The organism is Curtobacterium sp. MCBA15_008, from assembly GCF_001865065.1.
In the GTDB taxonomy this organism is placed as follows: domain Bacteria; phylum Actinomycetota; class Actinomycetes; order Actinomycetales; family Microbacteriaceae; genus Curtobacterium.
Genome location: NZ_MJGN01000045.1, coordinates 145,961 through 165,932 on the forward strand (window position 1 = coordinate 145,961; position 19,972 = coordinate 165,932).

Genomic DNA, 19,972 nt, shown 5'->3' on the forward strand with positions numbered 1-19,972 from the left:
TCCGTACGGTTCCGACAATCGTTGGAAAAGGAGTGGACGACATGCAGTACGACGCACCGTCCGGCACCGACCGGACCCCGCAACGGCAGCCGCTTTCGGCTGTGGATGTCATCGCTGACCGACGAGACAACCCCTCGAACCAGTCGCGTCGTGACGACCAACGTCACACCGCTGATCATGACGCGCTGCGCACCGCGCATCGCACTCGACGGAACCGATGACCGTCATCTCCGCACGAACCCTCTCGTCGCCGCGACCCGACTCCGCGAGCCGACGAGCAGCTGAAGGAGCATCCCTGATGCGTTACCGAACAACTCTCGGCGACTTCCTCCGAGCCCGTCGCTCCACCTGTCAACCCGAAGACGTCGGCCTGGACCGTGACACCAGTCGTCGTGTCCCTGGCCTCCGACGTGACGAGGTCGCCCGTCTCGCCGGAATGAGCGCGGAGTACTACGTCCGCCTCGAACAGGGCCGTGTCAGCACTCCGTCCCGTCAAGTGATCGACGCGCTTGCACGCGCGATGCGGCTCGACCACCACGCTGCCGACTACATGGCACGTCTCGCCCGCGGCGAGGGAGCGTTCGGCGCTCACGCGGATGAGTTCCGCGAGCAAGCGCACACGTACCAGCGTCTCGAAGGCATCCTGCAGCAGTGGTCGGCGACACCGGCGTACCTCACCGACAGCAACCTCGACATCATCGCCGCCAACGACCTGATGGTCACCTTGACCGGAGGGACCATCGCCGCCGGCAAGAACGTCGTGCAAGCAACATTCGTGCCCGAGAACCGGACAGCGCTGCTCGAGTGGGAGAACACCGCCAGGGCAGCTGTCGCCACACTCCGCTACACCGCAGACGAAGACGCTCCCCGTTTCCGCCAACTAGTCGCAACGCTTGCCACCGACCGGGACTTCGACCGGATCTGGCACCGCTACGAAGTCCTCTGCCCAGGCGACTACGAAGTGGAAGCCGACAGCGACTTCGGTGTCATCCGGTTCGGCATCCGCAACTTCGTCCTCCCCGACCTCCGCGGGTGCATGGTCACTGTTTGGCACGCGGACGAGGGATCAGCGGCAGCAGACGCCTTCACGCAACTGCGTATCAACCGCAGCGCCGTGGCGGACCGGGACCTCCTCGCCGCCGCAAGCTGAACCGCCGAAGACATGCCGGCAGAGCCACTCATCCTTTGTCGAACCGACCTTCGACGGACGCGCGCTGCCAATCCGAACGCTCCGATCTAGCGTCCCAGTACACGCTTCACCGTCCTCTTCCACCAGCGTCCCCGGGCTGCCACGTCAACGGCATCCGATGCCGCGGAAGAGCTTCGTCACGACTTCGAGAGGACCCATCATGGATGCGCAGAGCACCCTCCTCGGCAGGCCTCAGCCCGAAACAACCGCATTCGACTGGATCATGCACCCGGGTCTGGACCGGTTCCAGATCCGCGCCACAACGGACCTCGGCACTGCCCGCCGTTCAACGGCTGTCACCGTGCCCTCCGAGGACACGTTCCCGCTGCTGGCAGCGCCGCTGCTGCGTCGCCTCCACCAGCAGCCAGCCGCCACACCGAACCATGCATGGATGATCGCCGTGCACATCGGCGACACCGGCCGTGCCCTCCGAGAATTGGCAGCGCTCCGGCCGACCTTCGCCGGCGCCGACCCAGCAGAGTTCACTGCAACGGACCGGATGATCCGGCTGCTGGAACACGACTGCCGGCACGGTGCACTTGCTGCAGAAGAACTCGACGACGCCGCCGCTTCCGGTGCTCAGCTCGGTGCACCGTGGATGACGAACCTCCTGGCAACGGAGGTCGCGTACGCGGTCCGGCCACGAAACGCCGCGTTGCGGACCGGCCAACGGTTCGGGGATGAGCGAACTGACCTGATGAGCATCTCCGTCGGGCTCGCCGACGCGCGGCACCTCCTCGACCGGGCCACGTTCGGCCAAGCCCGGGTCCGCGCAGACGACACCCTTCGTCGTGCGAAGCGTGCCGGGCTTCCGCTGCACGCCGCACGGGCGCAGACCATCGTCACCATCGCTGACGCCGTCACCGGCGACGTCGGTCCCGCCGCGGACGCAGCAGACATCCTCGTCCGGCTCGGCGCACGCGACGGGTTCACCGACATTCAGCTTTCCGGCGAGCATGCCCGGCTGCTCCTCGCCGCACGAGCCGGAGACTGGGACCGCATCCTCGACGATGGGGAACGGCTCCTCGGCTGCCTGCGCGCCGCTCCGCGCTCCATCGCAGCCGCCCGGATCGCGCTCGACATCGTCGAAGCGTCAACGATGGCTGCAGAACCCGCCACGAACCTCATCGGGGAACTCCTCGACGCGTGGGATCCACACGCATCAGCACTCCACGAAGTGGCCTACCTTGCCCTGCTCGCCGGCCTCGGCGGCGGACCAGCAGGATGGCTTGCACGGAACGCCGTCCGCGCCGCGGAGCAGCACAAGTTGCACTTCGACGCCGCCCGACTGCAGTACGCGTTCGCATCGGAGATGGCGGATCGCGGAAACGTGGAAGCGCAACTGGACGCGCTCGAGCAGGCGCGGCACCGTTTCGCCCGCGCCGGCGCACGCGATTGGGCGCGACGCGTGGAGCAGCAGCTCACCGCCGCGCAGGCAGCCGTCGCCGACGCGGCCCTGCATGTGGCATTGACGGAGCAGGAAGCCCGCGTTGCCGCACTCGCCGCATCGGGAATGACGAACAAGCAAATCGCGGTGGAACTGTTCCTTTCGCCGAGAACCGTCAGTGGGCACCTTTATCGCGCGTTCCCTAAGCTCGGAGTCACTACCCGTGCGGGTCTCCGCGACGCGCTGACGGCAGCGCGTCTGCGGTAAGGAAACCGCCCTGGTATTCCCTCCCCAATGCCAAGTCATCTGACTCATCCGACACTTCGCGATGTTCGATGGAATGAATGGGTAAGAGTTCACGACTGACAGAGAGAGAATCCACGATGGCAAAGGTCCTTTGCGTCCTCTACCCGGACCCGGTGACGGGTTACCCGCCCGTTTACGCCCGCGACAGCATCCCCACCCTGACGGAGTACCCGGGCGGAATGTCGCTGCCGTCGCCGTCAGCGATCGACTTCACGCCCGGGGAACTCCTCGGCAGCGTCAGCGGCGAATTGGGCCTGCGGAAGTTCCTCGAAGCTGCCGGCCACGAACTCGTCGTCACCTCCGATAAGGACGGTGAGGACTCCGAGTTCGAACGGGAGCTGCCCACCGCCGACATCGTCATCTCGCAGCCGTTCTGGCCGGCGTACCTCTCCGCGGAACGGATCGCGAAGGCGCCGAACCTGAAGCTCGCGATCACCGCCGGTATCGGTTCCGACCACGTCGACCTCGACGCTGCGATCGCCCGAGGCATCACTGTCGCGGAGGAGACCTACAGCAACAGCATCAGCGTCTCCGAGCACGCCGTGATGCAGATCCTCGCCCTGGTCCGCAACTATCTGCCCGCCCACGACTGGGTGAAGAACGGCGGCTGGAACATCGCCGACGCCGTCGAACGGTCCTACGACCTGGAAGGTATGAACTGCGGCGTCATCGCCGCGGGCCGCATCGGCCTCGCGGTCCTCCGCCGGCTGAAGCCGTTCGGCGTGAATCTGCACTACTCCGACAAGCGTCGCCTGCCCGCGGAGGTGGAGGAGGAGCTCGGCCTGACCTACCACGAGGACGTTCCGTCGCTGCTGAAGGTCGTCGATGTTCTCTCCATCCACGCGCCGCTGCAGCCGGAGACCTACCACATGTTCAACGACGAGCTCATCGGGCAGATGAAGCGCGGTTCGTACATCGTGAACACCGCCCGCGCGGAAATCATGGAACGCGACGCCGTCGTCCGGGCGCTCGAGACCGGTCAGCTCGCCGGGTACGCCGGTGACGTCTGGTACCCGCAGCCGCCGGCTGCGGACCACCCGTGGCGGACGATGCCGCACGAGGGGATGACTCCGCACATGTCCGGTTCCTCCCTCTCCGCGCAGGCCCGCTACGCCGCCGGTACCCGGGAGATCCTCGAAGCGTGGTTCGCGCAGACGCCGATCCGTGAGGAGTACCTCATCGTCGATGGCGGCAAGCTCGCCGGCGCCGGCGCGGTGGCGTACACCACCGGTGGGACGAGTAGCCCTGGCAGCAGCGGACACTGACACCACCGCAAGAAGGGGCCGACGGTTTGCACCGTCGGCCCCTTCTTCGTTGTGGCCGCGCTCCGAGCCCGACCCGTTCAGGCGGCGCTACTCGACCGGTTGGGCGTGCAGTTGCCGCCAGGAGCGGACGAAGCCATCACCGACTGTGAACGTCGCCAACCCGAACAGCTCATGGGTTGCTTCGCCGGGGAACTGCACCCGCACTCGCTGCTCCGCCAGCACCGACGTCCCAGACACTGCAACGACCTCCGGCAGGAACTCGAACACGGTGATGTTCTCGAACAAGCCCGAGAACACCGCCAACACTGCATCACGCCCTCGGACGCATTCACATGTTCGCGGCTGATACGCAACGTCCGCGCTCAGGAATGGAGCGATCTGGTCGATGCTGCGCGTGTTGAACGCGCTCATGAATGCTCGGGCGAGCAGTTCGTTTTCGAGGACATCGGCGACCGTGGAAACGAATTCATCATCGGGCATCAGAATCTACCTCCGTGCGAGCGAAGCGTGGGCTGAGCGGGTGCTACCCGGTCAGTGTGAGCGTGGTACGCGCGTCCGGTAAGGGTCAAAAGTCGAGACGGTGCTGGACGGATCGAGCGGGTTTCACCGTGACGAAACTCAACAGGTCAATTGACCCGTTTGAGCAATTCCGGTGCGAAGTTACCGTCAATTCGACAAGTGAAGCAGCCCCGCAGCTGCTAGCGGTTCGCCGGCTACCAGGGAATCTTCCTGGCGGCAGGCGTGAGGCTGCCCCGTCCTCCTGACTGCGGTCATGGACGGCGGGGGCCACACCACCCGCGCGGACGACGCCCGCCGGACTTATCCCGCTCCACCCCACGGAAGAAGCCCAATCGTGACCCAGCTCCAGCACCCGGAGGCACCCTTGGTGCCGGTCTCCCCGCACCTCATCGACGCTGACGCGCCCACCCGTCCCCGCCCCACCGCATCGCCTCGACACCCCGTGGTCAAGGCGTTCGCTGACCCGGCTGCACTCGGCCTCGGTGCATTCGGCCTGTCGACGTTCCTGCTCAGCTTCGCCAATGCCGGGCTCGTCCCCGCCGCAGCCGTGGCTGTCCTCGGTATCGGACTCTTCTACGGCGGTCTCGCGCAGGTCCTCGCCGGCCTGTGGGAGTTCGCGCAGGGAAACACGTTCGGGTCGATCGCGTTCGTGTCCTACGGAGCGTTCTGGATGGCGTACTGGTGGACGCAGACGAACCCCGCCCTCGCCCGAGAAGCGGGCGGCGCTGGCGTGGGCCTGTTCATGATCTGCTGGGGCATCTTCACCGCGTACATGGTCGTGGCGGCGTTGCGCATCAACGTGATGCTTTCCGTCCTTTTCATCATCGCCACGTTCACCTTCGTTGCCCTCGGCCTCGGCGCGTTCACCGGCGAGGCATGGCTCGGACACATCGGCGGCTGGCTCGGCTTCGCTACGGCGTTGACCGCCTGGTACGGATCGTTCGCATCGGTCACCAACGCCACGTGGCGGCGCAACGTCATCCCCGTTGGAGAGATCAGCGCCTCCTGAGCAACTCGGAGCCGGACGGCGCCGACCAGTACCGCCGACGCTGCCCGGCTCCCCGCCCCTCCTGGCACTGCAGCAACTGAGTCATACGACTGCTGTGCACCTCACTACCCGGCACGCATCGTTGACCAACCGTCCATGTGAAGAAGGACCACCCATGTTGAACGAACCCATGTCCCGCCCCCGCAACGGCATCGTCGCGCTGGAGAACGAGCTGCTCGTGCGGGACTTCGTCGACCACTTCAACCGCGGCTCCATCGAGCAGCTCGCGCAGTTCCTGCACCCGAGCATCATCTACCGAGCCTCCGATGGGCCGTCCATGCGCGGACGAGCCCTCGTCCTGGCATCGATTGCGAAGACGAGACAGACCTTCGACCAGATCGAGGTGGTCCTGCGCGCTGTCGGCCTGTCCGAGGAGAACGTCCTCGTCGAGTTCGGGATCCAGCTCGCGACCGGTGGTGGGATGCCCCGGTGGCGGACCGGCTTCGCATCGTTCCAGCTGCGCGACCACCTCATCGCCGAATGGCGCCAGATGCACGCCGCGTAGGCACCGGCACAGACGGACCCTCATAGGGACCCTTCCACGACCCGCCCCTCGAGACCGCCACCATACGATGCGGATATGCCGTGGGACCGAACGAGCGACGCTGCCTTCGACGAGCAGGTTGGCTCCCTCCCGGACGCGACGATCGTCATCGACCGCTACCTCGACATCGTCGCAGCGAACCCCCTGGCTGAGGCCCTGTCCGGAGCTCTAACGGTCGGCAGCAACCTCGCCCGCAGCATGTTTCTCGACCCCGTCCTGCACGTCACTGTCGACGACTGGGAACACCATGCGGCCGTCACCGTGGCAGCACTCCGGGGAGAGGTGCGGGCGCATCCAGCGGACCGGCGTTACGTTGATGTCGTCGGTGAACTCATGACCCGCAGCTCCTGGTTCGTCGGCGACTGGGTCAGGACGCCGCTGGCCGTGCCGCCAACGAGCGTCATCGCATTCGAGCATCCCACCGTCGGAGCGCTCACCCTTCGATTCGTCCGCCTGCGCCGGCCGTCTGACGAGTACGTGTTCGTGATGTGGACTGGCGCGAACCGGGCATCGATCGTCGCACTCCACCAGCTCAGTCGGCTCATCTCGCAGACGCCGACCTCGACAACCTCGTAGGACCCGAAGCGGAGCACGGCGCCCTCGTTCAGCCATTCGCAATGGCACACCCCGCCGGGTGGGGAGGGCCGCGAAGGTGGGCATAGTTTGGACACGCGCCGCCGCCGCCCACTGCTTAGCGTCGGTACCGATGAACCTTCAAGACGTTGCCGACGAACTCGTCGGCAAGCTCTCCCGCTCGGTCGTGATCAACGACCTCCATTTCACGCCCCTCGCTGCCTCAGCGCAGGGTGATGAAATCGATGAGATTCGTGCGGCGAGCCTGCTGAAACGAGCCACGCCGCCAGAGATCCGCGCGTACCTCGAGTCGATCAACATCAACAACCTGCTGAACCCGACAACCGTTGATCTAGCCCACCTCGGCGGACAGGAACGGCTCGCCGTTCCCATCCGCGACGAAGCCGGGCCGCTCGCCATCCTCTGGCTCATCACTGGCAACCTGCCCCCGCTGACCGCGGAGCAGTTCCGCGCCATCGATGCTGCAGTGGTCCTCATCCGCGACCAGCTCTCCGCCGGCACCAAGGATGTGCGACGTGCTCGCGCCGCCGTCGAATTGGAACTCCTCGCCGACGACGTCAACGTCCGCCGAGACGCGTTCACTCGCGCTGTCAACGAAGGGTGGCTGTACCGAGGTGACCGAACGAGCGTGTTCGCAGTGACGTTCGACACCACCGTCAGCGAACTCGACCGGGTCGCCTTCGCATCTCGCGTCACCGGGCGCCGCCACGGCAGCTTGGCGTTCCTCGGGGAACGGGACACCCGGATGCTGTTCGCCGGTAGCGCCGACATCGACGGGACCCTCGCAACCCTCACATCAGAAGGGCTCGGCGGCAGCCACTCAATCCGCTCCATCGGCACCGCGCGAGTCCAAGCCAACGAGGACGACCTCGCCCCAGCAGCGGACCGTGCACGTTCCGCGGCGAGCATCCTCGACCGTGTCCCCAAGCTTGGCCGCCACGCCGACGTCAGCGAGCTCGGCACCTGGCTGCTGCTGACGCAGCTCAACGCCAACATCAGCAACCTCGCCCTGTTCTCACCCGCCGCCCACTACCTGTGGACGCAAGGAGACGAGCAGCAGATCGAAACCATCGAACGGTACCTCGACGCCGGCACCAGTGTCCGCGTCGCCTGCGAGCTGCTGCACGTACACCGCACGACCCTCTACTACCGACTCGACAACATGCCGCCGATCATCAAAGAAGCGCTCGAGGACGGCGTCTCCCGCAGCACCCTCCACCTCGCGCTGAAACTTGCCCGTCTGATGTCCGAACCGATCCACGCAGAGAGGGTGCAACAGTGACCGCTTCAACTGGCAGCTTCATCACCTCCGACGGCGTCCGCCTGCAATACGACGACACCGGCGGTGCCGGCAGCCCACTCCTGCTCCTGCACGGGTGGGGGCAGACACGGGCGATGTTCCACGGCCAGCGCGACCTTGCCGAGCACCGGCGGGTCATCACCGTGGACTTCCGTGGACACGGCCGCTCCGACAAACCCGAGCACGGCTACCGCATCGCCCGGTTCGCCGCCGACCTTCGCGACCTGTCCGACCATCTCTCCCTGAACCGATTCGACGTCCTCGGATGGTCGATGGGCGCGTCCGTCATCTGGTCCTACATCGACCTGTTCGGCACGGACCGGCTCCGCTCGATCATCATCGTTGACCAGCCGGCAGCGGTCGCCGCCGTCCCGTGGATGTCGGACGCGGAGCAAACCAGTTCCGGCGCGATCCTCCCCATCGACGGGCTTGTGCAACTCGCTCACGACATCCACTCGGACCGAACCGGCGACATCACCGAAGCGTTCGTCCGCGGCATGTTCAGCGGACAGCCCGACCCCGCCGTGTGGGCGTTCGTCGCTGATGAAATCCGACAGACCGCGGGACCGCAGTCCGCGACCCTGCTCTTCGACCACGGTGCGCAGAACTGGCTCGACGTGCTGCCCCGCATCGACCGCCCCACCCTCGTCATCGGCTGCGACGGCAGCCACGTCCCCGCCGACTCGCAACGCTTCCTCGCCGACCGGATCCCGGACGCGCAAGTGCACATCTTCGGCAGCGACATCGCCCAGTCGCATTTCCCGTTCCTGGAGAACCCTGCCGCGTTCAACAACGTCGTCGACCAGTTCCTGCAACGCGTCGGCAGCCGGCAACTCATCCGCTCCTGACCACCGACGGCCGCAGCGTTAACGAAGCCCAGGCTGCGAGTGACATGCCCCGTGACAGGGGAGGTGCAGCGCTGCTCTCAAAGGGTCGATGGGCAGGATGCCCACGCACGCTCCCAGGAAGGGACACATGCCCACCATTGAATGCACACTGCAGGGCTTCGGCTCCTCGCGTACCCCGTCACAGTCGGTCCCCGTCTCCTTGCTGGACCTCCTGTTCACAGCGGCGACGGTCGGCATGCCAACACTGGCTTCGCACCCGGCGTCTGCACGTCCGCTACTGGAGATGCAGTGGCGCATGGCCATAGTCGCAGCGAATTTACGCATCACCGACGGCGGGAAGCGGTGGGCGTGGTCGGATGCGTACGACCAGCTCGTCCCGTCGGAGAAGACTTCCGTCAACCGTCGGGCGCGGGTGACCCGAATTCGGTGGGGAACCGATCCGGGTCATTCGACTGGTGTGACTCTGCACGCCGCGGACGGAAGGTGATGCTGCACCAGCAACCCGGAGGTCAGCATGCTCGACGATTCACACCCCAGCCGCAGTGGCATCGTCGCGCTCGAAAACGAACTCCTTGTCCGCGACTTCATTGACCTGCTCAACGACGGGGCCATCGCAGAGATGCGGGACTTCCTGCATCCCGACGTCACCTACCGGGCAGCATCCGCAGACATCGTCGTCGGCTGTGACGCGGTCCTCGCGATTGTCCGGCAATTCCTCGACGCGTTCGAACATGTCCACTTCCGCGTTCAGTCCGTCGGCCTCGCCGAACGGATCGTCCTGGTGCAACACCACCTGCACGTGCAGCTGCCCGGTGAGGACGTGCACCGCCTTGACTCGTTCGCGAAGTTCGAACTCGATGGGTACCGCATCATCCACTGGCAGCAGGTCCACGGATGACCTCGCGAACGCGCGCCCGCACCGCCGCTGAAATCCGCGTGGCTGATCTGCACCGCGCGCTTGCTTGGTGGTGCTCGGTGCTGTCCGCGAAGGTCGCCCGCGTCGACGTGGACGGACCACTCATCATCGTGACCCTGCGGTGCAGACGCTACCTCCGGCCGCGGGTGGTCCTCATTGCTGGCCCCGGTGCGTTGGAAACGTGCCAGAGCGTCAACGACTCTGGTGACGCGGTGCTCGTCGACCCCTGGGGGAACGCCGCGCAGGTGAACGCCCTCAGCGGGGGCCTCCGCAAATGGAACGCCCCGGCGCGAAGCAGTCGAGTCATCTGACCCGTGTGAGCTGCGCCAGGTCCCGGAATCGTGGGCGGCAACGAATCCACACCGGCGCCGACGGCGCACCAGAAAGGGGCCACAGTGTCATCCGTTCACGTCATGTCGCTGACGAACCAGCAGCCAGAGTTCGAAAACGAAGGCGGGACGATTCAGTCCCTCGACTCGACGAACTGGCCGCTGCTCAACGGGCAGAAACTGTCCCTGCGTCGGCTGCTGCTGAACCCCTCGGCGGTCCGGGAACCGCACTGGCACGTCGACGCAAACGAACTCGCGTACTGCGTCTCCGGCGAAGCCCTGGTCACCTTGTTCGTCAACGGCAGCAAGACCGATTCGTTCACCGTCACTGCCGGGCAGATGTACTTCGTCCCCGGCGGGGCACTGCACTCCATCGACAACGTCGGTACCACTGTCGCGGAATTTATCGTCGGTTTCACCGACGCGAACCCGCAAGAGTTCGGCATCGCCGACTCCTTCACCGCCTTCAGCGACGCGGTCCTCGGCAACACGTACAGCGTGCCGGCGGACACGTTCACGCCGCTGCGCACGGCGACACGCCCCGGGAAGATCAGCGTCCGCACGCAGCCGACCGAGGTTCCCCACTCTGCCCTGCGGACCAGCCAGTACCGGTTCGACGTCGACGCGATGACGCCGCCGGTGAACTCCCCGTCGGGCAGTGCCCGAACCGCACGGAAGCAGTTCTGGCCGATCCTCGAAGGCATCAGCATGTACTCCCTCGACGTCACCGACGATGGGATGCGTGAGCCGCACTGGCACCCCGTCACCACGGAGATGGGCTACGTGCACAAGGGCCGGGCTCGGATGACGATCTTGAACCCCGGTGGTGCGGTCGACACGTACGAACTTGAAGCCGGTGACGTCTACATCGTTCCATCGGCGTACCCGCACCACATCGAGGATATCGGCGACGACGACATCCACTTCTGCATCTTCTTCGACAACGTCATGCCGCAGGACATCGGCTACCGCGCGGCAATCGGCGGTTGGGCGCCGGAGGTCCTGCAGGCAGCGTTCGGGCTTGACACGGACGTGTTCGCCTCCCTGCCGTTCACCGCGCAGGACCCCCTCATCGTCCCTCGAGTGAACCCGGTCGACCCGGCCAGCTGACTCTCGTCGTGCGGGGCAGGTGCCACGCTCCGCGCGATGAGAACCCCCAGCGAGGAAGATGCCAACCCCTATCCGGCGTCTTCCCCGTTGGTGCGTCGAAGGAACTCCGCGACGAGTTCCTTCCGCGACGAAACTCCGTACTTCGCAGACGCATGCCGGACGTGGGTGATCACCGTGTGCGGGGAGAGCAGCAACGCATCTGCGATCTGCTTTGTCGTCGCGCCGCTTGTCAGCTGCTGGACGACGAGGCGTTCCCGTGACGAGAGCCCGCTGTTGTCGTACTCGTTCCGTGGCCGGCGTCGAACACCGAGCACCCGGAGTCGGAGCAGGATCCGGTTCGCGCTTCGGAAACCCCCGGCTGACTCGTGGAGCTGCAGCGCCTCCTCAAGGACGGCGACACGTTCCTCCCTCGATGGGCTGACCCGTTCAAGAACCTCAAGCGCACGCGCGAGCACGAGCGGACGGGGAACGGAGCGCAGTTGCTCCACCGCCTTCCGCAACGGCTCCGGGTCCCGCAAAGCAATCCCGGCCACAGCATCCCGGATCGCTGCAGTGAACAAATCATCCGGGTTCAACCGCGCCCGCTCGGACGCCACGTGGAGAACCTTCCGGGCTTCCGCGAGGTGGCCAGAAAGCACACAGATCGTTGCAAGGGTGATGTCGTCATTGAAGTCAGGCGGCGTGTTCATTGATGCCAGCGGCAGGTCCAGGCTCGCAAGGGCGGGTCCGCACAGAGCGAATGCTTGCTGCGCTTCATCGACATCGATAGCGCTAATCGCCAGCGCCCAGTGGCCGGCTCGGGTCAATGCCGCGCTGTCCGCCATTTGCTGCATCGCCGGACGGACCGCGTTCAACGATGCGTTGTCGCCTGTCTGCAAGGCGGCGCGGAACACTACTATCCCTGCGGTGGCGTTCGCGAAGTCGCCAAGACCGAGCTCCGCCGCCAGACGCAGCACCGTTTCCGCTTGTTCTCGCGCGTCTTCTAACCGTCCGAGGTCGAACAGGAACCGAGATCGAGCCATCATCCAGTAGGCAATCGCCGGGGCGTTCCGCGCTCGTTGCGCGTCAGCGAGCCCTTCATCAGCAAGCGTCAGGGCCTGGTCCGGTCGCCCCCGAGTGCCGAGGACGAACGAATACCACAGCCCCTCAGGGAGCCACTGGTTCGTGTCCTCACCGCCACGCCGAATTGCGGTCAACGCTGTCCGGATGAGGTGTTCAGCTTCGTCGAACTGCATCCGGTGGAACAACTCCACCGACTGACACGCGTCGATCGTGGCAAGCGCTGCCCAATCGCGGGCCGGATCGCCGACGCCGCGCGCTTGCTCAATGCTGTCCTGCAGGCGCTCGGAGTCGCCGACGTTGGCGCTGTTGAGCGCTCGTAGCGCGTACAGCTGCACGCGGACGCCGTCACTGACCCCCGGAAGGGCAAGCGCTTGATCACAAACGGTCAACGCGTCGCTGAATGACGATTCGGTCATGAGACGGGCGAGCGTGAGAAGGGTCGTCGCCCGTTCCTCGACCGGAAGTGTCGGCGCCAACGCTTCGACAAGTCCTCGAGCCTGGTTCCCGTGGCCGCCCATCCACAGTATTGGGATGAGGGCCGGCAGGACGTCCTTGAATCGTGACGGTTCGACGGCCAGGTCGACCGCGTGGGCGGCGAGTGTCGCAGCGCCGGAGGCGTCGGTCGGAGCGATCTCCTCGGCGGCTTCTCGGAGCATGACGATCGCGTCGCGGTCACCGGGAGATGCGGCTTCGATGACGGAAGAGGCAACCGCCGAGACCGGTTCACCCGCCTGGAGGCGGATACGTACCGCGGCGTGCAGTGACCGTTTCAGTACAGATGCAGGGAACGACGCTTCCGCAGCCTCCCGAAGCGTGTCATGGGTGAATGACAGGTACGTTCCGTCATCGGAGACGATCTCGTCGCGGATGAGTTCCTCGACTGCCGGGCCGAGTTCCTCCGCAGGGACCGGGTGCACTTCGAGCGCGGCCCGAAGAGCGAACCGCCTACCGAACAAGCTGCCGGCTTGCGCGACGCGTTTCGCAGTCGGGTTCAGACGTCCGATACGGCTTCGGGCACTGTTGCCGTACCGGTCGGGAACCACGTCGGCAGCAAGGTCGAGGTACTGACCCCGGCGGGTCAACATCTGCTCGTCGCGGAGTCCTCGGAGCAGTTCGACAATGAGCAGCGGGATGCGTTCCGTTCGTTGCAACGCAACTTCAAGCTGCGGGCCGGCGGCACGGCCGACGACATCCATCGTGATCTGCTGCACTGCATCGTCGGAGAGGGGCGCCAGATCGACGACAACTTGCTCCACCTCGTCGAGATCGACCAGCCGACGCTGCTCCGGTCGGGTCAGACCGGGACGTGACGCGAGAAGCCAGAGGATCGGTAGGTCCGTCAGTCCGCGAACCAACGCAGCCAACGCGCTCAAAGATCCCGCGTCGAGCCATTGCAGATCGTCGACGGCGACGAGGACTCCCCGTTCCGCAGCCGCGGTGTCCAACGCGTCGACGAGCATCCGCGTCACCCAGTACTGCGGGTCTCGTCCGCTCAGGATGGGAGCGAGGTCCGACAGTCTCAGCATCGGCGGCTGTGCGGTGAGCGCGGCGTCAGTGAGCGCGCCCAAGGGCAAGCGTTCGGAGTCGACATCCGGGGTGACAGTCAGGGTCCGCCAGCCGAGGCGGTCCGCGTGGGAAAGGGTCTCGCGGAGCAGCCGTGTCTTCCCCATCCCGGGCGAGGCTCGAACGATCACCATTCGAGGAGTTCCCGACACCGACGCCCCCTCAAATGCATCGGTGAGAACGGCCATGGTTTCCTCACGGCCACGAAGTGGGGTGAAGGCCGCTTTCGCACCAGCGCCAGCAAGGCGAGCACGGTCGTTATGCTCCTGCGGTGCCCAGTCGGCTCGGGTGTAGAGCGGCTGTGTTCCCGACATAGTCAGCGCCGTCCCGCACCTACGGAGGCAATCTGCGAAGTGGGCGGCGCGGGGCGCCGCCTCCAGATCATCGAAGGCGACATCGGTCGGGTTCGATCTCGCAGTCTCCTCATCAGGATTGGATAGTAAGGCCCAGCGGGCCGGGAAACGCAACGCTTGGCCGGCCCGGAGGGGACCCACTGAGGGTCCCCCTCGCTGCACGGCGGTCGTCAGCTGCGACGACTATCCGCGAGGAAGCGTGGTCCGCGAAGGTGCGGTAGCGAGATCACGTGCGTGATGAATGCCGGAAGAGCGTCTCTCCTTCTCTTCGGGTTCGCCGCTGCACCGTTTTCGGTTCCGGTCGTCCGAAGTTCGTTGCGGCGCTCAAGCGCCGTACTTCTCCTGCAGGAACCGGTGCGCGAAGGTGACCGCCATCGCACCCTCACCGACCGCGGTGGCGACGCGTTTCACGGACCGGTGGCGGACATCGCCCGCGGCGAACGAGCCAGGGATGCTGGTCTCCAAGTGGTACGGAGCACGGTCTAACGGCCACACCGTACGGAGTTGCCCGGAGATGAGGTCGGGACCTGTTCGGAGGTAGCCGAGGTCATCGCGTTGCAGGACGGTGTCCGCAGCCCAGTCGGTATCCGGTTCCCCTCCGATGCAGACGAACGCCCGCTGCGCCGGCAGCGTGGTTTCCGTGGCGCCGTCGTTTACGGTGACGGCGTCGAGGATGTCGTCACCGTGGAACTCGGTGACGGTCGTGTTGTAGCGGATGGTGACGTTCGGTTGCGCTTGTACTCGGTCGGCGAGGTAGGTGGACAGCGTTGCGGCGAGGGACGGGCCGCGGACCAGCATCGTGACGTTCGATGCGTACCCGGCGAGGTTCATGACGGCTTGGCCGGCGGAGTTGCCGCCGCCGATGACGACGACGCGTTCGCCGAAACAGTTCGGGGCTTCACTGGTGCCAGCACCGTAGTAAACGCCGCAGCCGAGGAGCGCATCCTCCCCTGGAACGTTGAGCCGTCGCCAGCCGATCCCGGTGGCGCAGATGTTCGTGTGCGCGTTGATCCGGGTGCCGTCCTCGAGCGTTGCGGTGATGCCATCGTGGGTGAACACCCCGAGGACGCCGCGGCGCATGAGGAGGAGCTCCGCACCGAACTTCGCCGCCTGCTGCCGGGCACGTTCCGCGAGCATCGCGCCGGGCAGGCCGTCCGGGAACCCGAGGTAGTTCTCGATGAGGCTGCTGGAGCCGGCTTGCCCGCCGACGGCTTCCCGTTCCACGAGGACCACGCTGAGCCCCTCCGACGCGGCGTAGACGGCGGCGGATAGCCCGGCGGGTCCGGCGCCGAAGATGGAGAGGTCATACCGTTGCAGTCGGGGTGCGTTCACCCAGCCGAGATGGTCAGCGATCTGCTGCAACGACGGCGCGTAGAGGCGGGTGTGGTCCGGGAGCACAACCATGGGGAGCCGTGGTGAGGAGAGCAGCTCGCCGGTGGCACGTAGGGCATCCATGTCCGACCGGAGCTCATGCCAGTCGAAGTGGACGACACTGCGGCTGAGGAAGTCACGTACCTCCCACGCCTCACGGGATCCGTAGGATCCGTACACCTGGACGAGGGCGACCTGATCAGCCATCGGTGGCCGCCAGCTGCTCCTGCCAGTTCCACGGCACCCGCGACCTTGGACCGGGAACCGATTGATGTGACGGATGGCTGGTCGGAGCGGCGAGCGGAGGGATGTCGACGAAGCTGTTCGTGCGGTAGTCCCATGCCCAGTCCTCGCCGGGCTCGAAACTCTGAATGATCGGATGGCCGGTCGCTGCAGCATGCTTCGTGGCGTGCTTGTTCAACGAATCGTCGCAGCATCCGACATGCCCGCACGATGCGCAACGACGCAGATGCAGCCACCACGAATCTGACTCGTCGCACTCCACGCATCCCTTGCCGGACGGTGGGACGTCGGGATTGGTGGTCCCTGGCTCGTCGATTCCTTCGGGCATCCCGGGGTCCTTCCTCGAACGATCACTGTTGCTGCAACGGCAACTTGATGATCGCGGTGGGCTGGCGCGCTCGCCTGCGTCAACTGACTCGGGTGGGGATGGGCGAAGGCTCCGACTGTTGGGGGAACCGTCGGAGCCTTCGCGGCCGAATCCTATGGCTCGCGGCGTTGAGCCGGACCAAGTAATTCGACGCTATGACCCCTGCAGGGCGGTCGTTGAGATGGTCCCCGACCGCAGTTTCCGTCGAGCAGAAGAGGACACACGATGACCACGGACAGCACGCACACCCTCACCCAAGTTCCCATCGGGATCGACGCCACCGGGAGTCGAACCGAGTTCGACAGCATGGGCAACGTCGACGTGCCCGCGGAGCACTACTGGGGTGCGCAGACGCAGCGTTCACTGCAGCACTTCTCCATCGGCAACGACCACATGCCCATCGAGGTGTACCGGGCGTACGGGTACGTGAAGAAGGCGTGCGCGCTCGTGAACCAGTCCGCCGGGCGTCTCCCGGATTGGAAGGCCGCCGCGATCGTGCAGGCCGCGGACGAGACGATCGCCGGCAACCTCGACGCCGAGTTCCCGCTGTTCGTGTGGCAGACCGGCTCCGGGACACAGAGCAACATGAACATCAACGAGGTGCTCTCCAACCGTAGCATCCAGCTGCTCGGCGGGGACCTCGGCTCCCAGCAGCCCGTCGGCCCGAACGACGACGTGAACATGGGGCAGTCGAGCAATGACACGTTCCCGACCGCGATGCACATCGCGGCACTGCTGGAGCTCGACAACCACCTCATCCCCGCCGTCACCGCGGTCGCCGAGTCCATCGAGCACAAGGCTTCCGAGTGGATGGACGTCGTCAAGATCGGCCGCACTCACCTCGAGGACGCTGTCCCGCTGACCGTCGGGCAGGAATGGTCCGGCTGGGCCGGTCAGCTCCGCAACGCGTTGAAGGCCGTCGAGTTCAGCCGTGAGGGGCTCCTCGAACTCGCGGTCGGCGGAACCGCCGTCGGAACCGGGCTGAACGCACCGCCGAACTTCGGAAAGGACGTCGCCGCCGAGATCCAGAAGCTCACCGGGAAGCCGTTCGTCACCGCACCGAACAAGTTCACCGCGCAGGGCTCCCTCGACGCGATGGTGCAGGCCCACGCCGCCCTTCGCGGTGTCGCCGTCGCGCTGATGAAGATCGCGAACGACATGCGCTGGCTCGCATCCGGCCCCCGCACCGGGTTCGCAGAGCTCATCCTCCCCGCAAACGAACCGGGCTCGTCGATCATGCCGGGGAAGGTGAACCCCACCCAGTGCGAAGCGATCGTGATGATCGCCATCCAGGTCATCGGTGATGACACCGCCGTCGCATTCGCCGGTTCACAGGGCAACTTCGAACTGAACGCGATGCGCCCCGTCATCATCAACAACTTCCTCCACTCCGCCCGGATCCTCGCCGACGGCTGCGACAAGTTCCGCACCTTCTCCGTCGACGGCACGGACCTGAACCGGAAGAAGATCGAGCAGTACGTCGGTGACAGTGTGATGCTCGTCACCGCGCTCAGCCCCGTCATCGGCTACCAGAACGCCGCCCACATCGCCGAAGCGGCGATCGCTGACGGCACGTCGCTCCGCGACGCCGCACTGAAGTCGGGGAAGGTCACCGCGGAGCAGTTCGACAAGATCGTCCGACCCCTCGACATGGTCGGCAGCGGCATCGGAGGCGCGTGAGATGAAGCGTTCGACCGTCGCCGCCCCGGTGGACGTCGCCGAGACGGCGACACGGGCCGCAGCGATCCTGCACAGCAACGGCCAGGAATCCGCGGACACCGCTGACACCGCTACGTCGTTGCTGCGTCCGACCGACCCGGCGGCGACGGTCGACCTCTCCTGGGCGGGGGTCACCGTCCGCGCCAAAAACCAGAAACACTTCCTCCCAGCGGTTCCTGCTGCCATCAACATGCGCCGCGTCGAAGCGGTGCTGCTCGCGGTCAACGCGTTCCGCCCAGACGGCCACAGCGTCAGTAATCTCAACCAGCACCTCAGCAAAGCAGCCGCCCTGCCGCCGGCGCCGCTGTGGCTGTTCATCGTCGCCTGCATCACCGGCGGCACATCGCTTGCGGTGATCTTCGGCGCTGAGACGCTGCCAGGGCTCATCGTCATTGCCGTCAGCTGCGCACTCGGCGGGCTCGTCCGCCGGCTTCTCGGCTGCATCAACGTCGGCCCGCTTGCACAAGCGTTCGTCGCTGCCCTCGTCGCGGGGCTCGTCGGCGGGATCGCCGTGCAACTCGACCTCAGCACCCCGCTCCGACTCGTCGCCGTGTGCCCCGCGATGATCCTCGTCCCCGGGCCACATATCCTCAACGGCCTCATCGACATCGCTCGCCTCCGCGTCCCGCTCGGCACCGCCCGACTCGTCTTCGCAGCCGCGACGCTCGGCTGCATTGGTGTGGGTGTCAGCGTCGGACTTGCGCTCTGCGGTGTCACCTTGCCGCTCGAACCGGCAAGCGTCGCCGTCCCCGTCTGGGCTGACGTGCCCGCGGCCGGCATCGCAGCAGCATCCTTCTGCGTGTACTTCTCCGCACCGGCACGACTGTTCCTCTGGCCAGTCGTCGTCGGGATGCTCGCCCACGCAGCCCGGTGGCTAGTGATGGGACCCGGACATCAGAGCATCGCCGTGGGAGCGCTCGTCGCCTGCATCCTCGTCAGCGTCATTCTCGTACCAATCAGCCGTCGACGAGGACTGCCGTTCGCCGCCGTGGGATTCGCCAGCGTCGTCGCCCTCGTCCCCGGGGTGTACATCTTCCGCACCATCAACGGCTTGTTCACGCTGCTGCAGGAACCAGCGACTGTTGACACCACACATCTCCTCGGAGTCGCCAGCGATGCCACGACCGCCAGCGCGATCATCGTCGGCATGATGGTCGGACTCCTTGTCCCCATGCGCATCCTCGAGCTCGCTCGACGTCGAACCGCCAGCGCATGAAGAACGGAACGAGTTTCGACTGGACCGTCCTCGGACTCGCGTTCGTCGCCGGCATGGTCGACGTCACCGGCTGGCTCCTCCTCCACGGCATCTTCACCGCGCACGTCACCGGCAACATCGTCGTCATCGCAGCGCACTCCGTCGCACCCGTCCCCGTCCGGCCAGCAGCGCTTCTCGCCGTGCCAACGTTCTTCCTCATCGCGCTGCTCGCCCACGTATGGGTACAAAAACGCGGAGTGCCGAGCGGTGCCCCGACGCTGCTCAGCGGACAGACGTTACTTCTCGCGGCAACCACGCTCATCTCGATCATCGGCGGTACACGCGGCGGTCAAGACGGACCAGTCGCGATCGCAGTCGCGCTCACCGCCACCGCAGCGATGGCGGTGCAGAACGTATACCTCCACACCGTCCGGCACCCATCACCATCCACCGCAGTGATGACCGGAAACCTCACCAACTTCGCGATGGCCGTCGCCGACGTCCTCACCGGAAACCCGTCCGGACGAGCCGCAGTGAAACGAGCGTGGCCGCTTCTCGCCGGCTTCATCATCGGCTGCGTCATCGGCGCCGTCACCGCCACCACCCTGACCACCTGGGCATGGAGCCTGCCGCTGCTCGCATCTGCCGGGGTGATCTTGCTGGCGCGAAAGTCCAAGACCTTCACCGATCGGTAGGACGACTCTCGGTGCCTTCGGAGAACCTGCGCTCGCGGGACAGGCAGCG

18 protein-coding genes are annotated in these 19,972 nt (G+C 65.9%); 14 read left to right on the forward strand and 4 right to left on the reverse strand.

Annotated features, from left to right (window positions below; translation table 11 throughout):
* Positions 1 to 298 precede the first annotated feature (298 nt).
* The 3 genes from BIU96_RS15250 to BIU96_RS15260 all read left to right on the forward strand — a co-directional run bounded on the left by BIU96_RS15250 (position 299) and on the right by BIU96_RS15260 (position 4,147).
* Complete coding sequence (locus BIU96_RS15250) at positions 299 to 1,150, forward strand: helix-turn-helix transcriptional regulator (protein WP_254786195.1); 852 nt, start codon at positions 299 to 301, stop codon at positions 1,148 to 1,150.
* 199 nt (positions 1,151 to 1,349) lie between these two features.
* Entirely contained in the window at positions 1,350 to 2,843 is a 1,494-nt protein-coding gene (locus tag BIU96_RS15255; RefSeq protein ID WP_071293460.1) for a helix-turn-helix transcriptional regulator, read from the forward strand.
* A gap of 116 nt (positions 2,844 to 2,959) precedes the next feature.
* A complete protein-coding gene (locus BIU96_RS15260) occupies positions 2,960 to 4,147 on the forward strand; it encodes an NAD-dependent formate dehydrogenase (RefSeq protein ID WP_071293461.1) in 1,188 nt (395 codons plus the stop codon).
* Positions 4,148 to 4,234: 87 nt separating this feature from the next.
* Here BIU96_RS15260 and BIU96_RS15265 read toward each other — a convergent pair whose 3' ends face one another.
* Positions 4,235 to 4,627 (reverse strand): nuclear transport factor 2 family protein, encoded by a 393-nt coding sequence (locus BIU96_RS15265; protein WP_071293462.1) that lies wholly within the window; start codon positions 4,625 to 4,627, stop codon positions 4,235 to 4,237.
* Between the two features lie 373 nt (positions 4,628 to 5,000).
* Between BIU96_RS15265 and BIU96_RS15270 the strand changes: the two genes are divergently transcribed.
* The 8 genes from BIU96_RS15270 to BIU96_RS15305 all read left to right on the forward strand — a co-directional run bounded on the left by BIU96_RS15270 (position 5,001) and on the right by BIU96_RS15305 (position 11,355).
* Entirely contained in the window at positions 5,001 to 5,675 is a 675-nt protein-coding gene (locus BIU96_RS15270) for an acetate uptake transporter (RefSeq protein WP_217642281.1), read from the forward strand.
* A gap of 154 nt (positions 5,676 to 5,829) precedes the next feature.
* Positions 5,830 to 6,219, forward strand: a complete 390-nt coding sequence (locus BIU96_RS15275; RefSeq protein ID WP_071293464.1) for a nuclear transport factor 2 family protein — start codon at positions 5,830 to 5,832, stop codon at positions 6,217 to 6,219.
* 75 nt (positions 6,220 to 6,294) lie between these two features.
* The gene (locus tag BIU96_RS15280) at positions 6,295 to 6,834 is read left to right on the forward strand and encodes a hypothetical protein (RefSeq protein ID WP_071293465.1); all 540 of its coding nucleotides are present in this window, start codon (positions 6,295 to 6,297) and stop codon (positions 6,832 to 6,834) included.
* Between the two features lie 130 nt (positions 6,835 to 6,964).
* On the forward strand, positions 6,965 to 8,134 hold the full coding sequence (locus BIU96_RS15285; protein WP_071293466.1) for a helix-turn-helix domain-containing protein: 1,170 nt from the start codon (positions 6,965 to 6,967) through the stop codon (positions 8,132 to 8,134).
* On the forward strand, positions 8,131 to 9,000 hold the full coding sequence (locus tag BIU96_RS15290; RefSeq protein WP_071293467.1) for an alpha/beta fold hydrolase: 870 nt from the start codon (positions 8,131 to 8,133) through the stop codon (positions 8,998 to 9,000). Before BIU96_RS15285 ends, BIU96_RS15290 begins: the two co-directional genes overlap by 4 nt.
* 514 nt (positions 9,001 to 9,514) lie before the next feature.
* Positions 9,515 to 9,898, forward strand: coding sequence for a nuclear transport factor 2 family protein (locus tag BIU96_RS15295; RefSeq protein ID WP_071293468.1), 384 nt, complete (start codon positions 9,515 to 9,517; stop codon positions 9,896 to 9,898).
* A gap of 38 nt (positions 9,899 to 9,936) precedes the next feature.
* Positions 9,937 to 10,227 (forward strand): hypothetical protein, encoded by a 291-nt coding sequence (locus tag BIU96_RS15300; RefSeq protein WP_139200087.1) that lies wholly within the window; start codon positions 9,937 to 9,939, stop codon positions 10,225 to 10,227.
* Positions 10,228 to 10,329: 102 nt separating this feature from the next.
* A complete protein-coding gene (locus BIU96_RS15305; RefSeq protein ID WP_071293470.1) occupies positions 10,330 to 11,355 on the forward strand; it encodes a cupin domain-containing protein in 1,026 nt (341 codons plus the stop codon).
* Between the two features lie 68 nt (positions 11,356 to 11,423).
* Here the strand turns inward: BIU96_RS15305 and BIU96_RS15310 are convergent, their stop codons facing one another.
* From BIU96_RS15310 to BIU96_RS19145, 3 genes are all read right to left on the reverse strand, one after another.
* Entirely contained in the window at positions 11,424 to 14,294 is a 2,871-nt protein-coding gene (locus BIU96_RS15310) for a helix-turn-helix transcriptional regulator (RefSeq protein ID WP_083402973.1), read from the reverse strand.
* Positions 14,295 to 14,657: 363 nt separating this feature from the next.
* Positions 14,658 to 15,911, reverse strand: coding sequence for an NAD(P)/FAD-dependent oxidoreductase (locus BIU96_RS15315; RefSeq protein ID WP_071293472.1), 1,254 nt, complete (start codon positions 15,909 to 15,911; stop codon positions 14,658 to 14,660).
* Positions 15,904 to 16,275, reverse strand: coding sequence for a UBP-type zinc finger domain-containing protein (locus tag BIU96_RS19145; protein WP_083402974.1), 372 nt, complete (start codon positions 16,273 to 16,275; stop codon positions 15,904 to 15,906). The genes BIU96_RS15315 and BIU96_RS19145 overlap by 8 nt, the downstream gene beginning before the upstream one ends.
* Before the next feature lie 264 nt (positions 16,276 to 16,539).
* Here BIU96_RS19145 and fumC point away from each other — a divergent pair, with 264 nt between their 5' ends.
* From fumC to BIU96_RS15330, 3 genes are read left to right on the forward strand one after another with little or no spacing between them, the layout of a single operon-like run.
* Complete coding sequence (gene fumC, locus BIU96_RS15320) at positions 16,540 to 17,994, forward strand: class II fumarate hydratase (protein ID WP_071293473.1); 1,455 nt, start codon at positions 16,540 to 16,542, stop codon at positions 17,992 to 17,994.
* 1 nt (position 17,995) lies between these two features.
* The gene (locus tag BIU96_RS15325) at positions 17,996 to 19,249 is read left to right on the forward strand and encodes a threonine/serine exporter ThrE family protein (RefSeq protein ID WP_071293474.1); all 1,254 of its coding nucleotides are present in this window, start codon (positions 17,996 to 17,998) and stop codon (positions 19,247 to 19,249) included.
* Positions 19,246 to 19,923 carry a YoaK family protein gene (locus BIU96_RS15330; RefSeq protein WP_071293475.1) on the forward strand — a complete coding sequence of 226 codons (678 nt, stop codon included), beginning with the start codon at positions 19,246 to 19,248 and terminating at the stop codon, positions 19,921 to 19,923. The genes BIU96_RS15325 and BIU96_RS15330 overlap by 4 nt, the downstream gene beginning before the upstream one ends.
* The last annotated feature ends 49 nt before the right edge of the window (positions 19,924 to 19,972 follow it).